Here is a 19,766-nt window from a genome sequence, read left to right on the forward strand (position 1 = left end):
CAAGCATGATCGGGTTTGGATAAGAAATCAAGCATCTTCAATGGCGATTGGTATAATTGTCGGATTTTCTAATGTGGATGATATATGTTCATTCACTCGGTTGCCCTAATCACCATTTTGTTGATGTTTTATTTATTTTAAGTTAATCAGATAAACTATCTGCATTACTGTTACAATCGATAACACGATAACCTGATTTTCTGCCTGTCCTTATGAAATCGAAGATAATACTTTCTGAGCCTGAACGAATAACATTGCAACAACTCGCTTTGAATCATCCCCACCGGGATATCCGTACGCGAGGAACGGGTTTGCTCATGCTTGCCAGAGGGAGCAAGCCGTCCCAGATCACCGCTGAAATAGGATGCAGTCTCCGGGTTATCTATAATTGGGTTCACATGTGGCACAATTCAGGGATAGCGGGATTATTAGGCGGTCATGCTGGAGGCCGGTATCTCGCTATGACGCCTGAAATGATTGCCACTGCGGTCGAAGCTGCCTGTGCAGAGTCCCTAACTCTCGCACGGATAGCCCAGTGCGTTGAGGCAAAGCATGGGCCCCTGCCTTGTACGCTTGAAACGCTGGCAAATACCCTGAAAAAGCAGGGGCTCACCTATAAACGCACCCGTCTATCGCTTAAAAAAAGCGCAACGAAACGGAGTTTGCTAACAAATCCGCCTTGCTGAATAAAATTAAGGCTGGAGCACAGTTAGGCCATTACCGTTTGGTCTATTTTGATGAGGCGGGTTTTGCCGCATCTCCTCCGGTGCAATATGGATGGAGTCCACGGGGTAAGCCCCATGAAACTGAGCCTCAAGAGCATGACAGGCGGTCAGTTCTGGGGGCGTTAAATTACACGGATAACACGCTGTTTTACCAGACAACGTCAGGCAGTATCACGCGAGATGACGTGATTGATTTTTTAGAGCAGCTCGCCCAACAAGGGGACAACCGCCTGACATTTTTAGTGTTGGATAATGCGCGTATCCATCACGGGATTGAAGAAAAAATCAGAAATAGCTGGTTACGAGAACACAACCTGTTTTTATTCTACCTTCCCGCCTACAGCCCAGAGCTGAATTTGATTGAAATCGTCTGGAAACAAGCCAAATACCATTGGCGACGTTTTATCACTTGGACTCAGGAGACAATGGAGAATGAATTAAATACGTTATTGGGCGGTTATGGTAACCAATTTGCAATTAATTTCTCTTGAGTACTTAGAAGAGAAACTACTTCTGAATCAATACCATTAAGAATTTGAGATCTACCTCTTAGGGTTTCAATAGAAATTCCTAATGATGAGCTAAGTTTTTCTATCGATACCCTTTCTAACGCCAGTTTTAACATTTTTTGTTCTTGGATTATTGTTAATCTGTTAACTTGCTTATTTGGAGTATATGCGTCATCTAAGGTGGATATTAAACTTGCGACCTTATCAAATCCAAGTTCTTTCATCGCTTCGACCCGCAAATGCCCATCTAAAATCTTTATGGTATTTCCATTATTCTCTAGATATACAATTATTGGCTCTATAAGGCCTATTTCTTTTATAGAGGTTTTAATTTGAGAATATTTAACACTTTGTTTTACGTTAGTTATTAATTCCTTTGATGGTGAAAGTTTTTTTATGTCCAGATCTACAAACTCATCATCGAAACAGAACTTGATCATTTTAGTTCCTCTTCATTTTTTATAGAGTCTATAATTAGTGTTGGAATATAATCCATGTTTTCGGTTATTAGTATACTAACAAAATCTTTTTTTTGCAGAAGCTCTTGAATTATTTGCTTTATCAAAACTAGGTTTTGTGAAATATACTCTGATTTTGCATGTAAGGATTTATGTTTATCTATGTTATCTTGATAAAGCACCACCAGCTCCTCAGGAGAAATCTTCTTATTTCCCTTATTATAAATATATTCATTATTCTTGCTTCCTTTTTTCCCCTCACTTCGTTGATCGAGAATATTTCTGATTTTTATAACATCTTTGCTTTTTATTAAACCTTTTTCATAAGCATTAAGGAATAGGTGTTGAGCCTCTGCTGTATTGCTTCTGGCAAACTCTACGGCCAAATATAAAGGGATCTTTCGATTCTCTACGGCAGATAATAGCTTTTTCTCGCCTTTAGAAAGTAACATTGTGATATTATTTACCCAATCTTTAGAATAGCCAATGTGTTCACTAATAACTGAGTCAGTTAGGCCTCTCAGTTTCATGTCCCTTACAACTTCGAATAGCTCAGCAGATCTTGGGTTTCTTCTTGCTATGTTTTCCACGAGACTCATAATATATCCATCCTCTTCGTCAACATCCTTAATAATGGCTGGGACTTTTGTTTCTCCTAAATTAATAAGAGCTTCAAGTCTCCCTTGTCCACATATTAATGCATACTCAAACTCTCCATCTTTTATCTTCCTTAAAGAAACAGGTTTTCTCAATCCTGTTTTCTCAATGTTTTCCTTAATCTCATTATGAATAAATTTGTTTCTTGTCCGTGGGTTGGCTATTTTTATTGATTTAATGTCAACTAAGATTATTCTATGATTGTTAAAGGAATTTTGATTCATACGGCCTCCTGTATGGACGTTCTTTCTATCATATGATAAAAATTATCCAAACTATCAAATCGATATAACTCTAAATGGAAAGGATTATTTTCAGACAAGATGATTTTTTCAAAAACGAAATCTAGAGAAGGGAAAATATAATAATCTACGGGATGGTGATTGGTGCTATCCATACGAATAACTATGCTAATATCTGGATTTAATGAATTCTCAAACCTTATTTTCCAACGTAGTTTACCAGATTTTAGCTTTTTACATCGTGATATAATTAACGAGATACCAATATCTTCATTGACTAATAACAGTGGATATTGGGATTGGTTATCAACGGTATTGTTAAATATGGCTATGTTTTTCACTACTTGTTCAATAGCATCATGGTAATATTCTCTTAACTCTTTGTTGATTTTAATGTAGCTATAATCATGTTCGGGTTTATAACCTATAATTTCATATGCACGTAATAGCCCCCCGAATCTGTTTCTATATACTGAACTTGATGGTCCCTGATCATCCTCGTCTATTATAAAACCTGAAAGTTTGCCTTTTTCATTCAATTTTTTTTGCAAATGCTCTAAAAGCTGTTCATTCGTTAGATGAGAAGAGCGCGCGAGTATGATATTCTTGGCTAAAAGGAATTTTTTCTCTGATACTATTGGCTTAAAAGCTTTGTTGCATCTTACCCATTCAGACTCAGGATTTCTTATAAACTTCTGTTTTAATTTATATGATGTTTTATTATAGATGCTATTGCCAATATATTTTTCATTAGTTAATATTTGATGGATTTTTGCTCTTGTCCAAGATTTTCCGTTTTCTGCTTTAATACCTCTTTCATTGAGCCGATTCGCTATTATGAATTCCGGCATATTATTAAAAATAAACATGTCGAATATCTCATTCACTATCTTTCGCTCATTTTTAGGACCAGGAATTAAAATTACTCTATCTGTTTGAATACTTTTTCGTTTTCCGAAGGGTAAAATTTCTTTGGGATTATGTTTTTCGTCAATGAGTTGTCGCCTTAACCCGTATCCTGCAAGTCCTCCTTGATGATAACCACGTTTAATTAAATTCACTTGGCCTGCATAAACTTTGTCCGAAAGATTCTTGCTGAGATCTGCTGCCCCTGCACGCTTAATACTTAGCATAAGCATCGCTTCAAGGGGATGTTCTTTTGTTGGTATGTGTTCGGCACAAAAAATCACATCTACGCCATTCATTTTAAAAAGGTAGCTGTAATAACCTGCCTCATCAATATCTTGAAAACGGCCAAATCGACTAACATCATAGACTAGGACAGCTTGGATCTCTATGTTGTGGTAAATGACATCATTCAAAAGTTGTTGAAGAGCTTGACGTCCTGAAATAGTTACGCCACTTTTGCCTGCATCATCGTAGGTGTGGGTTATCACCATATTATGCTTATCAGCATAATTTTTGATAAACGTAGCTTGATTGTGCAATGAATATTGCTGATGTTCAGTAGACATCCTAAGGTATTGAGCTACTTTAATTAATTGATTTTCATAGTTATTAGAACCCATTTTCTCAACTCTTTACGGTCTCGAAATGTTTTAGGTAAAACAGGGTTGATCAAAAAGAATGTAATTTCAATGATTTTAATTCAAAAATATGATTTATTTTGCATTCGTTGATATAATATATTGTTTTTGCGAACTTTATTTATTGTATGTCTATTAAATCGGAAAATAATAGTTATTTAATCTAATTAACATTTGTTGATTTAAATGCCTATATCCGCTCTGCATCTAAATTATCTACACTGGATATGAACGGCAAAGAGGTATTGCTCTTAAATCCGTGCGACGGCTGGCACATTGGTTATGTTAGGTTTTGGGAAGATGGAGAGTACAACGGTATCTATCCGTGGATCCCAATCGAGGAGTATGAACTCCGGTATTTTTATATCGCATGGGTGCTGTTACCTGATGGGTTGCGAATCAGTGACAGGTTAGAAGACCAGAGCGCGACACCGGAAGAGCAAGATCGCCACTGGGCGGTACGAGAGAAGCTAAACGGGAAATAATTATTTTCAAAATGTGGTCATAACATGTGAAATTATCATATTTTTAAATCAAGATTTTCTCACCTTACTGTAGGTCTAATTTCACTTGTATTTGCAAGTTAAGGGGAGAAGGATGGGAAAGCTTTTTATTCCTAAGTACTATGAAAGCATGAAGTATTACGTAGACCTTTATCATATAGCTCCTGGAGGTTACGCTGATTTATATGTCCATTCTATTCGTAACCCTTCAGGTCAGATAGTCGGCACACTCGATTACTTCATTGACAGAACAAGAACGGGAAATGAAAGAGTGCTCGCCCTTATTGCATCTAATTTATCAAACCAACATGTAACCCCAGTTGTATTTTCCGAAAACGTCAAGAGAATAGTCGATGAAATACAGAGAAGAGGGCTAGGTCACCAGATTAGTGCCATTTTTTTGGCCATATCCGGTATAGCCTTACAGCATGGTTACCCACAAGACTTAGCAAATTGTTTTGGTGTACCTGTTTTTGCACCCGCAGGAGATATTGATATTCAAGAAATGGATGGTGGATTACCTGCTTGCGTTATTATAAGAAACGATCAACAAAACCAATTAAAATCATTTGTTTCCCACGGTGCTCCTACTGGTGGCCGCTTTTGGAAGGCATTCTGAGTTAGTAATTCAAGGCAATATTTTGAATGGGATACAGACACCCATGAACGCCAGATAAATCAATGTATAGAAAAATCAATATAATCAGACATAGGTTACATGTTCTGTAAACAGCTCATCAATAGAGCATCTTTCTCGTCTTCTTGTGGCTTTTGCTCCAGCCCATTTATGTTCGATAGGATTTAAATCCGGGCTGTAAGGCGGAAGCCATTCTAACTGGCATCCATGATCAGCTATCGCTTTTAGCGTGTCACATCGTTTATGAAAAGAAGCATTATCCATCACAATCACTGCATTCTTTGGGACCTTCGGCAACAAATCTTGTGTTATCCAGGCATGAAACACATTCGCATTAATATTTCCGGCAAATACACTTAAGGTCACAAAGGTATTTTTAATGATGGCACCATAACATTAACACGGCCTTTGTGTTGCCAGTCATGTAAACCAAAACAGCGCGACCCTTTTGACGAATAGCCATGCGTACGTGGCATGGACTGTTCAAAGCCGCTTTCATCCAGATAAACAATCTGTTTACCCGCCTGTTCATGATGGCGGATATGCTCGCCAAATACCTGACGAGCGTGTTCGTCAGCGATGGGATGTTTTAGCGTTTTTTTTGAAGGTTATTTTCAGTCGTTTCAAGGCGTAATGGATAGCGGACTGAGAAACCCCCAGACGTTTCGCTCTTTCCCATTGATAGTCATCGGGATAATTCCGGACATCAGCGATAAGTGTTTCGTCACTAATTTTCGTCGGCGGTTTATCACGTGTCATGCAGGGTTCTATTTTGTTGCACCACCGAAACAGGGTGCGGATAGAGACCTCAAAGTGGTCGCTGGTTTGTTCGAACGTCAACGAATGCTTATCTTTGTATGCCAGTACTCTTTTTCGAAAATCCAGGCTGTAACCCATCTCAATTCTGCCTCATTATTGGAAGTCACTGGTATTATGACACAGTGTTGTGATTCCGCTATATGTCATTAGCCAGCTCTTTCTTTAACTTAAACACTCGATCTCTGGCTTCGGAAAGGGATATTTCAGGATACTTACCCACTGTATGGATTTTTTCTTTGCCGTCAAATTGGTAATGCAGTTGCCATACCTTTTTGCCAGACAACGGAATATATAGATAAAGCCCATTGCTATCTGATAATCGGTAGGGCTTTTCTTTGGGCTTTGCTGTATCAATCTGTTTTACAGTGAGCATTGGGTAAAATATTTACCCAAATAAGAGTTCGGCTGTCAACGAACTAATGCGAACGGTTGCTTTTGGGATACTATGATATTTAAGGGATTCTGCGGACGGGTAAGAACTGCGGTGAACTATCGAATGGCGTCCCCTGCAGGAATCGAACCTGCAATTAGCCCTTAGGAGGGGCTCGTTATATCCATTTAACTAAGGGGACAACAAAACGGGATACAGTATACCTGTTTTTCTTGTCAGAGATAAGGCATAACGAACTGTTTGCCTATATAATCATCACCTTTTTGATTACCATTAATGAAAAATAGGCAGTATATTTTACATATTGGGTGCATTAGCTGGTATGCGGCGTGATAGTTGATGTCTAAAAATAATTATGTGGAGAACAATATGAAGTATCGTCTGAGCGGGGTTGCTCTTACCGCACTCTTACTTGTGGGATGTGCCAGTTCATCGAATACGATGGAACAGGGGCGTTCTGATCCACTGGAAGGGTTTAACCGTGCTATGTTCAACTTTAATTATGATGTTCTCGACCCTTATGTTCTGCGCCCTGTTGCTGTCGCTTGGCGCAATTATGTGCCGATGCCTGCGCGAAATGGTATTGGCAATTTTATGAGTAATCTTGAAGAGCCGGCCAGTATGGTGAACAGTTTTTTGCGTGGCGATGTTCATGAAGGAGCAAAACACTTTAACCGTTTCTTTTTGAATACCCTCTTGGGAATGGGGGGGCTGATTGATGTTGCTTCTATGGCGAATCCCAAACTGGCAAAAGACGATCCCATGCGTTTTGGTACGACATTGGGGTACTACAATGTGGGGTATGGCCCCTATGTTGTTCTGCCCGGTTACGGTAGTTTTACATTGCGTGATGAAGGCGGTAACGTTGCGGATATGACTTATCCCGTGCTGAGTTATCTCACGGGGTGGATGTCGGTAGGGAAGTGGGTGTTTCAGGGGATAGAAACCCGTGCCCGCCTGCTGGATTCTGACGGTCTGTTAAAAAATTCATCAGATCCTTATTTGATGGTGCGTGATGCTTATTTCCAACGCCATGATTTTATGGCTAATGGCGGCAAGTTGGAACCCGAAAAAAATCCTAATGCGGCAAGCATTCAGGATGAATTGGATTCGATAGATTAATTCAGTCTCCATCATTAAAAAAGGATAGCGGGTTGCTATCCTTTTTAAGTGACAAGATTAGGTCAGCAAGAAGATTAGAACGTATAGTTAAAGTTCACGCCATACAGCCATGCGGTTCCTTTGGAATCGAAATCGTATGGTGTATTGAGAGGAGCCTGTTTATCCTCTTGCAGTCTTTCGTTAACGTGTACTTTCTTACCACGCATATAGGAAACGCCAACATCCACGGAAGCATCTTTAGTGAATGCGTAAGTGGTTCCTACGCTAAACCAGAAGCGATCCTGATCCGGAATAGAGATAGAACGGTTTTTGGCGGGTACAGGGCTTTCATCGAAGGCGACACCGGTACGGAATGTCCAGTTATCGTCATAGTAATAAGTGGTACCCAGCGAAATACGGTAAGCATCGCGGAAACCTTCGTGTTTCTCAAATGCAACTTTACCGGTGTCATTCCTGACTGCTTTTAATTCCTTGAAATCACTCCAGCCAGTGTACAGCAGGCTATAGTGGATTGCCCACTGTGGTGCAATACGGTTATAACCTGAGAGTTCCCACATATCTGGTAAGTTCAGATCCAGCCTGCCTTTGACTACCTTACCGCCAGTGCCATTATCAAGTATTCCTGGTACATGTGGAAAATCACTGCTGTAATCGCCGTTTTTGAACTTCACTTTGACTTTTGAGCGGTAAGTCAGGCTGTAACGGTTATTTTCGTCATACTGATACAGGAATCCTGCATTCCAGCCGTAGCCCCAATCTTTACCTTCCAATTTGGCTGCTTCAAAAGTTGCCGGAGTTGGCGTCTTACTCAGAGAACCTACTTCACCCAGATGGCGGGTAATTTTGGCATCGGCATAAACCGCATTGACACCTAAGCCAAAGCTGAACTGATCATTGAACTTGTAAGCACCACTTAGATTAAAATTCAACGTCTTAAGGTCAGTTTTACCGCCAATTAAGCCAGCAGGATAATTATTGCTGAAACTGGTCGCCAGACCAAAGTTAGACGTTGCTGATGCGCCAACATACCACTGATCATTGATCGGGGTAATAAAATGCAGGTTTGGGATCCATGCATGTGGTGCGATATTTTTCGCGTCGGTGCTATTTTTGGTCAGAGGTGAATTTCCGGTAATATCAACATTCGGGTTGACATACACAAAACCACCAGAAAACGATGGGTGAGCGAATAAGGTCATGGCCGCGGGGTTGCGACTTCCTACGGAAGCATTGTCTGCAACGGCGCCTGCTCCAGAAAATGCCCGACCTAGTCCTGATGATGAATACTCATTCAATTGAAAACCGGCAGCACTAGCGTTGGATGAAAGGATTGCAACCGCCACTGCTAATGCTGAACGTGTAAATAGGTTTTTCTGGTTCATAACCAAAACCTCATTGTTTAATTATTATTAACATGCTACTCAAGTAGCTGAGAGCGCGGGATTGTAGGGTCGGTTTATCGTAATGACAAATCAGACCAGTGCACGAAGTATAGGCCTGATAATAGAATATGTTGCAAGAATGTTTTTTAAATATATCCAAAATGATTCTTAAATTGGGACTTGCTTAACAAAAAATCGACAACCTCCGTTAACGAAGTGTAAATGGATTTCTGTTGACGTGGTCAGATCAATAAAGAGTGAGATAAATGGCTTGAAACAGCGCAAATGCTGGTTATCTCCTGTCAGGAGCACGTAGAATTATCAGCAAATTTTTATCGTTGGAGAAATGAAATGTCTGATGCGATTAACCGTTGTAGTGCCAATGAAACGGCGGCTTGCTGCTGTGTTGATGTGGGAACGATCATTGACAATGACGATTGCACCGCGTCTTATCAGCATATTTTTGCCAGTGAGCAAGACGCTCAGGTTATGCTTAATACATTGATTAAAAAAGTAAAAGAAGTAGAGTCTGATCCCTGCATCATACGTCATAATATCGAAGCGGTTGAGGGTGGGATGCAATTATCTGTGGACTTTACCTTTAGTTGTCAAGCAGAAGCCCTCATCTTTCAGTTAGGTTTGCGTTAATTTACGCTAAACAGCGGTTTTCTCATTGTTTTATCATGACAAACAGCGAGAAAACCGCGTGTAAACGATGGTAAATTATTGCCTTTTCTTTGTACTCTTATCGCATATTCTTCCACTAAGTTGTATAAATTATAAATAATTTAAAGTTGAGTTTGCTCTCATTTTTAGTTTATTCCTATTTGCTATTTTCCAACATTGCGTTAACAATGCACCATCAGGTCTGACCTCTTACAAGGTGAGTCAATCTTTTTAATCAATCAATTGATTTAGTTAATAATAATGCTTAGGAGTTGCTATGGGTCGTTCTTCAACAAAAGTCATACCGCAAAAGGAACGTGTCGCTATTGTCAGCGGGTTGCGCATCCCTTTTGCGAAACAGGCAACTTTCTACCACGGTATTCCGGCTGTTGACTTGGGAAAGGCTGTCGTCAGCGAGCTGGTCATTAGGAGCGGTTTGTCGCCTGAGAAGATCGACCAATTAGTTTTTGGACAGGTTGTGCAAATGCCGGAAGCCCCTAATATTGCAAGGGAAATTGTTTTAGGCACCGGCTTAAGTGTGAATACGGATGCTTATAGTGTTTCCCGTGCCTGTGCGACAAGTTTTCAGGCAATTGCAAACGTGGCTGAAAGTATTATGGCGGGTACCGTCAATGTGGGGATTGCAGGGGGAGCGGATTCCTCATCCGTCTTGCCCATTGGCGTGACTAAGTCATTAGCCCGCACTTTAGTGGACATGAACAAAGCCAAAAGCCTCTCCCAACGATTAAAATTACTCAGTCGGTTGAAATTACGTGATTTATTGCCCGTCTCTCCTGCGGTTGCCGAGTATTCTACGGGATTGAGAATGGGGGATACCGCAGAGCAGATGGCAAAGACCTACCACATCAGCCGCGAAGATCAGGATGCCTTGGCGCACCGTTCCCATGTATTGGCAGCGAAGGCTTGGGAGCAAGGGCTTTTGCAACAGGAAGTGATTTCGGCCTATTTCCCGCCATACAGCCAGACATTGGCAGAAGATAACAACATCAGAAAAAATTCAACGTTGGCTTCTTATGCCAAATTGCGTCCGGCTTTTGATCGCAAATATGGCACCGTGACTGCGGCAAACAGCACGCCACTGACGGATGGTGCAGCCGCCGTGATGTTAATGCGGGAATCGGTTGCCAAAGCACTCGGCATGACGCCGCTGGGATATTTACGCAGTTATGCGTTTTCTGCTATTGATGTTTGGCAGGACATGTTACTGGGGCCGTCTTATGCCACACCGCTGGCACTGGATCGTGCCGGTATCACACTGAATGAACTCACTCTCATCGATATGCACGAAGCCTTTGCTGCGCAAACCCTCACGAATCTAAACATGTTTGCCAGTGAAAAATTTGCCCGTGAAAAATTGGGGCGCACTCAGGCAATGGGGGAAGTAGATATGGATAAATTCAATGTGTTGGGAGGCTCCATTGCTTATGGGCATCCATTTGCGGCGACAGGCGCCAGAATGGTGACCCAGACGTTGAATGAATTGCGTCGCCGTGGTGGTGGGTTTGGGTTAACGACAGCTTGTGCCGCAGGTGGTTTGGGTGCAGCAATGGTCTTGGAGGTGGAATAATGGTTCAGGCTGAAAAAGCAACGGTGATCTCAGCAGCAATGCAACCGGAACAATCGGTATTCAGTTTTTCTGTCAGGGATGACAAGGTGGGGATCATCACCATTGATGTGCCGGGAGAGAAAGTTAACACACTGAAAGCCGAATTTGTCGATCAGTTCTTGGTCATATTTGAAAAAGCCCAACAAGTTTCAGATCTGAAAGGGCTGGTGATTATCTCCGGTAAGCCAGATACCTTTATTGCTGGTGCCGATATTAGCATGATAGCTCACTGCCAATCCCCGCAAGAAGCGACAGAGCTGGCTGAAAAAGGGCAAAAACTCTTTGCGCAAATCGCCGATTATCCTTTACCGATTGTGGCTGCGATCCATGGTGCGTGCTTAGGCGGTGGGCTGGAGTTGGCATTGGCTTGTCATGCGCGCATCTGTTCCTTGGATGAGAAAACCCGCCTTGGTTTGCCGGAAGTTCAGCTTGGCCTGTTACCGGGTTCAGGCGGGACGCAGCGATTACCGCGTTTGATTGGTGTCAGCGCTGCTCTGGACATCATATTGACCGGGCGTCAGCTTAAGGCAAAACAGGCGCAACGGTTAGGCGTGGTCGATGACGCGGTTCCTTTGGATATCTTGCTGGATGTTGCTGTGCAATATATTAAAAAGGGCAATGTTAAAAAAGGCATCGTGAAGCGTAAGCCATTGGCCTGGTCGCAGCGTGTGCTGGCAAGTACCTTGGGCAGGCCGTTATTATTCTCGATGGTGCACCAAAAAACGCGAGAAAAAACCCGTGGTCATTATCCCGCGCCAGAGAAAATTATCAATGTAATCCGGGCGGGTCTGGAAAAAGGTACGGAGAAAGGTTTTCAGCTTGAAGCCAAAGCATTTGGTGAGCTGGCGATGACGCCAGAATCAGAAGCATTGCGGAGCCTGTTTTTTGCTTCTACGGCGTTAAAAAATGAAACCGGTTCTTCAGAGCAGCCCGCCGAAATTAAACAGGTGGGGATTCTGGGCGGAGGCTTGATGGGGGGCGGTATTGCCAATGTCACCGCGACACGAGGAAACCTGCCTGTCCGTATTAAAGATATTAATGAAAAAGGCATCAATCAAGCACTGAAATATACTTGGGATCGCCTTTCCAAGCGGGTAAAACAGCGTCGATTAAAATCAGGTGAGCGTACTCGCCAGATGTCCCTGCTGTCAGGAAGCACGGATTACAGTGGATTTCAGCAAGCGGATATTGTCGTTGAAGCGGTATTTGAAGATTTAGTCTTGAAACGCAAAATGGTTGCCGAAATTGAAGAGCATACGAAACCCGAAACTATCTTTGCGTCTAACACCTCTTCATTGCCTATTCACAAGATCGCTGAGGTGGCGGCCCGGCCAGAGCAGGTCATTGGTCTTCACTATTTTAGCCCGGTAGATAAAATGCCGTTGGTGGAAGTCATTCCCCATGCAGGAACGAGTGAAAAAACGATTGCCACTGCCGTGGCCTTGGCGAAGAAACAGGGAAAAACCGCCATTGTTGTCGGAGATAAAGCGGGGTTTTATGTCAACCGAATTCTGACCCCCTACATTAATGAAGCGGGTTATTGTTTAGTGGAAGGTGAGCCTATTGAACATATCGATAGTGCATTGACAAACTTCGGCTTTCCGATTGGCCCCATCAATCTGCTGGATGAAGTGGGTATCGATGTCGGCACCAAAATTATCCCTATTCTGGTAGAACAATTGGGGAGCCGGTTTGCCGCGCCAGAGATGTTGGCCGCCATTTTGCAGGATGACCGGAAGGGCAAGAAGAATGGGCGCGGTTTTTATTTATATGCGAATAAAAAACGCGCATTCTGGCCTTTTGGGAAAAAATCCAAAAAAGAAGCAGACGCATCGGTTTATGCTTTATTAAATATCAAACCTGCGATAAAAATGTTGCCTGCTGATATCGCCCAGCGTTGTGTGATACTGATGCTGAATGAAGCCGTGCGCTGTTTGGAGGAAGGTATTATCAGAAGTCCCCGTGATGGCGATATTGGGGCGGTATTTGGCATCGGATTTCCGCCATTCTTGGGCGGACCATTCCGTTACATGGATAAACTTGGCAGTGATAAAGTGGTTGAAATTTTACGTCGTCTGGAGGCGCAATATGGGGATCGATTTACCCCTTGTGAGTATTTAGTCCAGATGGCTGAACAGAAAAAGAAATTTTACGCATAACTTAAAACCAGACGGTGGATTATGTATGTTTTTATTATGCGTCATGGTGATGCTGCTTTAGATGCAGTCAGTGATGCAGCACGGGAATTGACACCTCGCGGGTGTCAAGAATCACAAAAAATGGCTTGTTGGCTTTCGCAGCAATCACCTGGCATTGATTGTGTGTTGGTCAGTCCTTATATCCGTGCAGAGCAAACGTTAAAGGTCGTGCGAGAAAACTTGGCACTGCCTGACAATGAAGAAATACTGGCTGAATTAACGCCATCGGGGGATGTCGCGCTGGTTGCCAGCTATTTACACGTTTTGTTAACCCAAGGGCACCAATCCGTATTGGTGGTTTCCCATTTACCGTTAGTCGGTTATTTGGTTTCTGAGCTTTGCCCTGGGCAAACTCCCCCGATGTTTGCCACATCCAGCATTGCTTGTGTCGAGCTGGATCACCAAACAGAAAAAGGCTGTCTGTTATGGCAAACATCTCCGGCGCAATTGGCGGCGAAATTGTGATCAATCCATCTTAATTATCCGGCAATATAATTAACGCTGCGTAACTTCATCGGCCTCGACCAAAATGAGTAACGCAGCGTTCCCTCCCCACGCTTTAGGCGCTTGATGGAAGGCAATAATATCAGGATGTTGGGCAAGCCATAACGGTGCTTGTTGCTTGAGAATATGTTTACCGTGGCCATGCATAACACAGGCACAATAGACATGTTCGCGACGACAGGCAGCGATTAATGCCCCGATTTCTTGTTTGGCTTGTAACTGAGTGAGTCCATGTAAGTCCAGAAAAAGCTCAGGGGAATAATCTCCTCGCCGCAATTTCTTTAATTCATAATGACTGGCCCCTTCCCGAATGTAACGGGTCGGGCCTTCCATATCCAAATTGGGCTGGAACTCATCGGAAAAATAGTAACTGGCATCGGCCTGCTCTTGCATTAAGCGTTCAGGGGCAGCCTGATTAATTTTTTTTCTTTTCGGGGAATGGGAAACCGTATCTTGCGCAATGCGACGGGTTCCCGCAACAGATGTTCTGAATAGACTGATGTCTTCTGGGTTTAATTGATCTTTTTTCTTCATCACACGTTCATTTACTCACAACTTTTGGCAAGTGTACCTGATTTTTTGTGATTTTTCTTGGAAGCTATCATTTTAAGTAACAAATTGTTCACAAAATGATTTGACAATTAGGTTTGGTTATAAAATAAATGTATATACAACTTGAGGTTTGAGTCCAACAAGAAAAGAAAAATAACAGGATAGTAAAATGTCAATCGAATTAAGAGACACTGATGTCATATGGCGTAATGCCAGACTTGCCACCATGAACCCTGCCATGAAAGGTATTAGTGATAAAAGCAGTTACGGCATGTTGGAACAGCATGACCTGATTGTGCGGGATGAAAAAATTCTGGCGATTTTGCCGACCGCCAGTGTTCCTGCCAACCCATGCAAAATCATTGACGCCGGGCAGCGGCTAATAACACCGGGTTTAATCGATTGCCATACCCACTTAGTTTTTGGTGGCAATAGAGCCTCTGAGTGGGAGCAGCGCCTGAACGGGGTTTCTTATGAAGAAATCAGCGCAAAAGGGGGCGGGATTAACTCCACCGTCAATGCCACCCGTAATAGTTCCGCCCAACAATTGGAAATCGTGTCACAGAAACGTCTCAATGCCTTGATGGCCGAAGGGGTGACGACGATTGAAGTGAAATCAGGTTATGGGCTGGATCTGGCAAATGAAGAGAAACAGTTGCAGGTTGTTCGGGCATTGGCAGAGAAAAATCCCATCGAAATTAGCCCGACGTTACTTTCTGCTCATGCCGTCCCGCCTGAATATAAACAGGACCCTGATGCCTATATCGAGTTAGTTTGTGATTCCATCTTGCCCACTCTCTGGCAAAAACAGTTATTCGAAGCCGTCGATGTATTTTGTGAAACGGTGGGTTTCAACCTGAACCAGACCAAGCGTCTTTTTGCCAGCGCAAAACGCCTGAATATTCCCGTAAAAGGCCATGTTGAGCAACTTTCCAATTTGGGCGGAAGTGAGCTGGTGGCTGAATATCAAGGTTTATCCGTTGATCATATCGAGCATTTGGATGAAAAAGGGATTGAAGCGATCAGCCGTAGCGGGACGGTGGCGGTATTACTGCCGGGGGCATTTTATTTCCTGAGAGAAACACAACGTCCCCCGATTGCCTTATTGCGTCAGTATGGTGTCCCAATGGCGATTTCAACCGATTTTAATCCCGGAACCAGTCCTTTCGCTTCTTTGCGCCTGATCATGAACATGGCTTGCGTACAGTTTGGTTTAACGCCAGAAGAAGTATGGCAGGGCGTCACCGTTCATGCCGCTCAGGCATTGGGGCGGGCGAAGAGTCATGGGCAATTGGCGGCCGGTTTTATGGCGGACTTTGTTATTTGGGATGCTCAGAACCCGGTTGATATCTTATACGAGTTAGGCCATAACCCGTTGGTTTATCGTGTTTATCATGGCGAAATTAGCAATCATTAAGGGAGATGAGGGAAAAATATGAACTTATGGCAGCCAACATCAGAAAACATTTGGCAAGGGCGCAATGATCTTGCCGAAGCCAATAATGCCTTACGGCTATTCCAGACAGTAAAACAGCCAGCCCGTTTCTCACCCGCAGAATTTCCCCATCATATTGCGCTATTGGGGTTTGAATGTGATGAAGGCGTCAAACTCAATCAGGGGCGTCCGGGCGCGAAATCGGGGCCGGAATATTTGCGCCAATCGTTGGCGAATCTGGCAAGTTATGAGGGTCATGATCGGTTGGTGGATTTGGGCAATATCCGCGCCAATCCGGGGGAACTGAGTGAGGCACAACAGGCGCTCAGTGACGCTGTCTATCAATGCCAGCAGCATAATATGAAGACGCTGATTTTTGGTGGTGGACATGAAACGGCCTTTGCGCATGGGATGGGAATTTACCGTGCGTTTCCGGAGCAGCGTGTCGGTATCATTAATTTTGATGCGCACTTGGATCTGCGCAATTCGCCGCAGCCGACATCCGGCACTCCATTTCGGCAACTTGCCCATTACTGCCGGCAACATCAACGCCCGTTTAATTACAGTTGTGTTGGCGCCAGCTTGGCATCAAATACGCAGGCATTACTGGATGAAGCTAATCATCTTGATGTCACCATTATTTGGGATACCCACTGTGTTGAATCCATGTTGGATAAGGTACAGCAGCAACTTCAGGCTATCATTAATCAGGTTGATATCATTTATATGACGATCGATCTGGACGTGCTGCCCATTTGGCAAATGCCCGCTGTTTCTGCGCCTGCGGCATTGGGCGTTCCGCTGGAACGTTTATTGCCGTTGGTTCAACTCATCTGTCAGAGCAAAAAACTGCAAGCCGTCGATTTAGTGGAGCTTAACCCTCTGTATGATATTCAGGGAATGGGAGGAAAAGCCGCCGCCCGTCTTGCATGGCAGTTGGTGCATTGGTGGAGCAGATAGGCTGGGGCACCCGTTGGAGAGAGTAAAAAGTGAGAAGGAAAGGATAGTGACAGACGATCTATCAGATAGCAATTTACCAGATAGCGATTTACCAGATACAAATGCCAAACCCGTGCCTTTGTATGCGCAAGTCAAGCAAGCGATTATTGAAAAGATCTATACCGGGGCGTGGAAACCGCATGATCGGGTTCCTTCGGAAGCGGAATTGGTCAAGCAATTTAACTGTAGCCGTATGACGGCTAATCGGGCCTTGAGGGAGTTAACGGCAGAAGGCTTTCTATTCCGTTTGCAAGGCGTCGGGTCGTTTGTTTCTGAGCCGAAAGGACAGTCTGCATTATTTGAAATTCACAGTATTGCTGATGAAATTGCGGCTCGCGCTAACCGGCATCGCAGCAAGGTGCTGAAACTCGCTGAAGTGAACGCCAATATCACTCAGGCTGCGGAATTCAGCATTGCGGTAGGAGCCCCTCTCTATCATTCCATCATTATCCATTATGAAAATGATGTGCCGGTACAAATTGAAGATCGCTATGTCAATGTTCAGGCGGCACCAGACTATTTGCGGCAAGATTTCCGTCAGCAAACGGCCCATGATTACTTATCTCACGTCGCGCCATTGACAGAAGGGGAGCATATTGTTGAAGCCGTGGCGGGAGATGCACTCTCATGCCGGTTATTGCAAATTGAGGCCAATACGCCTTGCTTGTTAATCAGCCGGCGAACCTGGTCGAAAGCATTTATTGTTTCCAGTGCCAAATTATTGTTTCCCGGACATCGATATAAGTTGAAAGGGCGTTTTAATTCATAGCCTTTCTACTTAAGCCACAAAAATTAAACCGCAAAAACCTCTTTTTCCCTTGTGGGATGGAAGAGGTTTTTTATTGGTTTTTTATGAAGCATTGTGACAATAATGTAAAATCAATGTGATATTAAACACAAAACCAGCAAAAATATTTCCCGATTTATCACGAAGTAAATCAATGTCATTTGATTGATTTATATAATAAATAGTATCTTTCTCCGCATTATTAACTTTATCTCCGTCACATTTTTGCCTATTGAATATACATGTATATACAACTATACAATTAACAAAATTCACAACGATGAAACAGGAAAAAATCGTGACGATACAAAATAATAAATTTAGCAACACAATCATTCGCTCTCCCAGAGGAACGCAACTCACAGCAAAAAGTTGGTTAACCGAAGCACCACTTCGTATGCTCATGAATAATCTTGATCCCGATGTGGCGGAAAATCCCTGCGAACTGGTTGTCTATGGCGGCATTGGTCGTGCCGCCAGAAACTGGGAATGCTATGAAAAAATCGTTGAAACCCTGACGAATCTGGAAAATGACGAAACCCTGCTGGTGCAATCAGGTAAACCGGTGGGCGTGTTCAAAACCCATGAAAACGCCCCGCGGGTATTAATTGCCAACTCGAATCTGGTTCCACACTGGGCGACATGGGAACACTTCAACGAACTGGATGCCAAAGGGCTGGCAATGTATGGCCAGATGACTGCCGGTAGCTGGATATACATCGGCAGTCAGGGCATTGTGCAGGGTACTTACGAAACGTTTGTGGAAGCCGGCCGCCAGTATTACAACGGTAATTTGGCCGGGCGCTGGATACTGACTGCGGGCTTGGGCGGCATGGGCGGAGCACAGCCATTGGCGGCAACACTGGCCGGCGCGTCTTCATTAACGATAGAGTGCCAACAGAGTCGCATTGATTTTCGTCTGCGTACCCAATATGTCGATGAGCAGGCCCTTGATCTTGATGATGCCTTGGCGCGTATTGCACGTTATACCCAAGAAGGTAAAGCCGTATCGATAGCATTGTGTGGTAATGCGGCCGAGATTTTACCTGAGTTAGTCCGCCGTGGTGTGCGCCCGGATATGGTGACCGACCAAACCAGCGCCCATGATCCATTACATGGTTATTTGCCGGCCGGTTGGACATGGGAAGATTATTGCCGCCGCGCCGAAAGTGAACCCGACGTGGTGATCCAAGCGGCAAAAGCTTCTATGGCCGTGCATGTTGAAGCCATGCTGGCGTTCCAGAAACAGGGCATACCGACGTTCGATTATGGCAATAACATTCGCCAAATGGCGAAAGAGTCGGGTGTTGAACACGCCTTTGATTTCCCCGGATTTGTACCTGCCTACATTCGTCCTCTGTTCTGCCGTGGCATCGGGCCTTTCCGTTGGGCGGCACTCTCTGGTGATCCAGAGGATATTTATAAAACCGATGCCAAAGTCAAAGAACTGCTGCCGAACGATGCCCATTTACACCGTTGGTTGGATATGGCGAGAGAGCGTATCAGTTTCCAGGGATTGCCCGCCCGTATTTGCTGGGTGGGATTGGGCGATCGCGCCAAATTGGGGCTGGCATTCAATGAAATGGTTCGCCGTGGGGAACTGTCTGCGCCCATCGTGATTGGTCGTGACCATTTGGATTCCGGCTCTGTTGCCAGCCCAAATCGCGAAACGGAATCCATGCAGGATGGCTCGGATGCGGTTTCTGACTGGCCTCTGCTGAATGCCTTACTGAATACGGCGGGTGGCGCGACATGGGTTTCCCTGCATCATGGTGGTGGGGTGGGTATGGGGTTCTCGCAACACTCCGGCATGGTCATTGTTTGTGATGGCACTGACGAAGCGGCTGAACGTATTGCCCGTGTATTACACAATGATCCGGCAACCGGCGTGATGCGTCATGCTGATGCGGGTTATGAGTTGGCTATCCAGTGTGCGAAAGAGCAGGGATTAAACCTGCCAATGTTAAACCTGCCAGTGACCGATGCAAAATAAGGGGCGTTGTTAA

The 19,766-nt window shown here is 44.0% G+C and carries 21 protein-coding genes, 1 tRNA gene and 1 pseudogene; 14 read left to right on the top strand and 9 right to left on the bottom strand.

Features of this window, described 5'->3' with window-relative positions; genetic code table 11:
• Positions 1–212 precede the first annotated feature (212 nt).
• Positions 213–686: a helix-turn-helix domain-containing protein gene (locus XDD1_RS12035; protein ID WP_045968011.1), complete on the top strand. Its 474-nt coding sequence runs from the start codon at positions 213–215 to the stop codon at positions 684–686.
• The gene (locus XDD1_RS12040) at positions 680–1,216 is read left to right on the top strand and encodes an IS630 family transposase (protein ID WP_084720900.1); all 537 of its coding nucleotides are present in this window, start codon (positions 680–682) and stop codon (positions 1,214–1,216) included. Before XDD1_RS12035 ends, XDD1_RS12040 begins: the two co-directional genes overlap by 7 nt.
• Here XDD1_RS12040 and XDD1_RS12045 read toward each other — a convergent pair.
• From XDD1_RS12045 to XDD1_RS12055, 3 genes are read right to left on the bottom strand one after another with little or no spacing between them, the layout of a single operon-like run.
• A complete protein-coding gene (locus XDD1_RS12045) occupies positions 1,183–1,674 on the bottom strand; it encodes a ParB/RepB/Spo0J family partition protein (protein ID WP_052705697.1) in 492 nt (163 codons plus the stop codon). The genes XDD1_RS12040 and XDD1_RS12045 overlap by 34 nt on opposite strands.
• A complete protein-coding gene (locus tag XDD1_RS12050) occupies positions 1,671–2,573 on the bottom strand; it encodes a ParB/RepB/Spo0J family partition protein (protein ID WP_045971471.1) in 903 nt (300 codons plus the stop codon). The genes XDD1_RS12045 and XDD1_RS12050 overlap by 4 nt, the downstream gene beginning before the upstream one ends.
• Positions 2,570–4,120 (bottom strand): recombinase family protein, encoded by a 1,551-nt coding sequence (locus XDD1_RS12055; protein WP_045971472.1) that lies wholly within the window; start codon positions 4,118–4,120, stop codon positions 2,570–2,572. Before XDD1_RS12055 ends, XDD1_RS12050 begins: the two co-directional genes overlap by 4 nt.
• Before the next feature lie 263 nt (positions 4,121–4,383).
• On the opposite strand from XDD1_RS12055, the gene XDD1_RS12060 reads away from it, so the two are divergent.
• Both XDD1_RS12060 and XDD1_RS12065 read left to right on the top strand, forming a co-directional pair.
• Positions 4,384–4,623 (top strand): hypothetical protein, encoded by a 240-nt coding sequence (locus XDD1_RS12060; RefSeq protein ID WP_231854402.1) that lies wholly within the window; start codon positions 4,384–4,386, stop codon positions 4,621–4,623.
• Positions 4,624–4,735: 112 nt separating this feature from the next.
• On the top strand, positions 4,736–5,260 hold the full coding sequence (locus XDD1_RS12065; RefSeq protein WP_045971476.1) for a hypothetical protein: 525 nt from the start codon (positions 4,736–4,738) through the stop codon (positions 5,258–5,260).
• An 84-nt stretch (positions 5,261–5,344) separates the two neighbouring features.
• On the opposite strand, the gene XDD1_RS18920 is transcribed toward XDD1_RS12065, so the two are convergent.
• Positions 5,345–5,644 (bottom strand): transposase, encoded by a 300-nt coding sequence (locus tag XDD1_RS18920; RefSeq protein WP_231854403.1) that lies wholly within the window; start codon positions 5,642–5,644, stop codon positions 5,345–5,347.
• Between the two features lie 95 nt (positions 5,645–5,739).
• On the opposite strand from XDD1_RS18920, the gene XDD1_RS20225 reads away from it, so the two are divergent.
• Entirely contained in the window at positions 5,740–5,871 is a 132-nt protein-coding gene (locus tag XDD1_RS20225; protein ID WP_269450518.1) for a hypothetical protein, read from the top strand.
• Here XDD1_RS20225 and XDD1_RS12070 read toward each other — a convergent pair.
• From XDD1_RS12070 to XDD1_RS12080, 3 genes and pseudogenes are all read right to left on the bottom strand, one after another.
• On the bottom strand, positions 5,852–6,175 hold the full coding sequence (locus XDD1_RS12070) for an IS630 transposase-related protein (RefSeq protein WP_045971478.1): 324 nt from the start codon (positions 6,173–6,175) through the stop codon (positions 5,852–5,854). The two genes, XDD1_RS20225 and XDD1_RS12070, sit on opposite strands and share 20 nt — an antisense overlap.
• 70 nt (positions 6,176–6,245) lie before the next feature.
• Positions 6,246–6,470, bottom strand: a pseudogene (locus tag XDD1_RS12075) (Arm DNA-binding domain-containing protein); the annotation flags it as partial.
• 124 nt (positions 6,471–6,594) lie between these two features.
• Positions 6,595–6,669, bottom strand: a tRNA-Arg gene (locus XDD1_RS12080).
• Positions 6,670–6,857: 188 nt separating this feature from the next.
• On the opposite strand from XDD1_RS12080, the gene mlaA reads away from it, so the two are divergent.
• Positions 6,858–7,610 (top strand): phospholipid-binding lipoprotein MlaA, encoded by a 753-nt coding sequence (gene mlaA / locus XDD1_RS12085; protein ID WP_045971482.1) that lies wholly within the window; start codon positions 6,858–6,860, stop codon positions 7,608–7,610.
• 74 nt (positions 7,611–7,684) lie between these two features.
• On the opposite strand, the gene fadL is transcribed toward mlaA, so the two are convergent.
• A complete protein-coding gene (gene fadL / locus XDD1_RS12090; protein ID WP_045971484.1) occupies positions 7,685–8,992 on the bottom strand; it encodes a long-chain fatty acid transporter FadL in 1,308 nt (435 codons plus the stop codon).
• 351 nt (positions 8,993–9,343) lie between these two features.
• Here fadL and XDD1_RS12095 point away from each other — a divergent pair, with 351 nt between their 5' ends.
• The 4 genes from XDD1_RS12095 to sixA all read left to right on the top strand — a co-directional run bounded on the left by XDD1_RS12095 (position 9,344) and on the right by sixA (position 13,948).
• Entirely contained in the window at positions 9,344–9,640 is a 297-nt protein-coding gene (locus XDD1_RS12095; protein ID WP_084721136.1) for a YfcZ/YiiS family protein, read from the top strand.
• Between the two features lie 295 nt (positions 9,641–9,935).
• Positions 9,936–11,246 carry an acetyl-CoA C-acyltransferase FadI gene (gene fadI / locus XDD1_RS12100; protein WP_045971486.1) on the top strand — a complete coding sequence of 437 codons (1,311 nt, stop codon included), beginning with the start codon at positions 9,936–9,938 and terminating at the stop codon, positions 11,244–11,246.
• Positions 11,246–13,444, top strand: a complete 2,199-nt coding sequence (fadJ, locus tag XDD1_RS12105) for a fatty acid oxidation complex subunit alpha FadJ (protein ID WP_045971488.1) — start codon at positions 11,246–11,248, stop codon at positions 13,442–13,444. Before fadI ends, fadJ begins: the two co-directional genes overlap by 1 nt.
• Positions 13,445–13,465: 21 nt before the next feature.
• Positions 13,466–13,948, top strand: coding sequence for a phosphohistidine phosphatase SixA (gene sixA, locus XDD1_RS12110; RefSeq protein WP_045971490.1), 483 nt, complete (start codon positions 13,466–13,468; stop codon positions 13,946–13,948).
• 30 nt (positions 13,949–13,978) lie between these two features.
• Here sixA and smrB read toward each other — a convergent pair whose 3' ends face one another.
• Positions 13,979–14,521 (bottom strand): endonuclease SmrB, encoded by a 543-nt coding sequence (gene smrB, locus XDD1_RS12115; protein WP_045971492.1) that lies wholly within the window; start codon positions 14,519–14,521, stop codon positions 13,979–13,981.
• A 187-nt stretch (positions 14,522–14,708) separates the two neighbouring features.
• Between smrB and hutI the strand changes: the two genes are divergently transcribed.
• From hutI to hutU, 4 genes are all read left to right on the top strand, one after another.
• The gene (gene hutI / locus XDD1_RS12120; RefSeq protein WP_045971494.1) at positions 14,709–15,956 is read left to right on the top strand and encodes an imidazolonepropionase; all 1,248 of its coding nucleotides are present in this window, start codon (positions 14,709–14,711) and stop codon (positions 15,954–15,956) included.
• 18 nt (positions 15,957–15,974) lie between these two features.
• Complete coding sequence (gene hutG / locus XDD1_RS12125; RefSeq protein ID WP_045971496.1) at positions 15,975–16,934, top strand: formimidoylglutamase; 960 nt, start codon at positions 15,975–15,977, stop codon at positions 16,932–16,934.
• A gap of 46 nt (positions 16,935–16,980) precedes the next feature.
• Positions 16,981–17,742: a histidine utilization repressor gene (gene hutC / locus XDD1_RS12130; protein WP_408068275.1), complete on the top strand. Its 762-nt coding sequence runs from the start codon at positions 16,981–16,983 to the stop codon at positions 17,740–17,742.
• A gap of 316 nt (positions 17,743–18,058) precedes the next feature.
• Positions 18,059–19,753 (top strand): urocanate hydratase, encoded by a 1,695-nt coding sequence (gene hutU / locus XDD1_RS12135; protein ID WP_197541032.1) that lies wholly within the window; start codon positions 18,059–18,061, stop codon positions 19,751–19,753.
• Positions 19,754–19,766: the final 13 nt, after the last annotated feature.

Origin of the sequence: Xenorhabdus doucetiae (genome assembly GCF_000968195.1) — a bacterium.
Lineage (GTDB): Bacteria > Pseudomonadota > Gammaproteobacteria > Enterobacterales > Enterobacteriaceae > Xenorhabdus > Xenorhabdus doucetiae.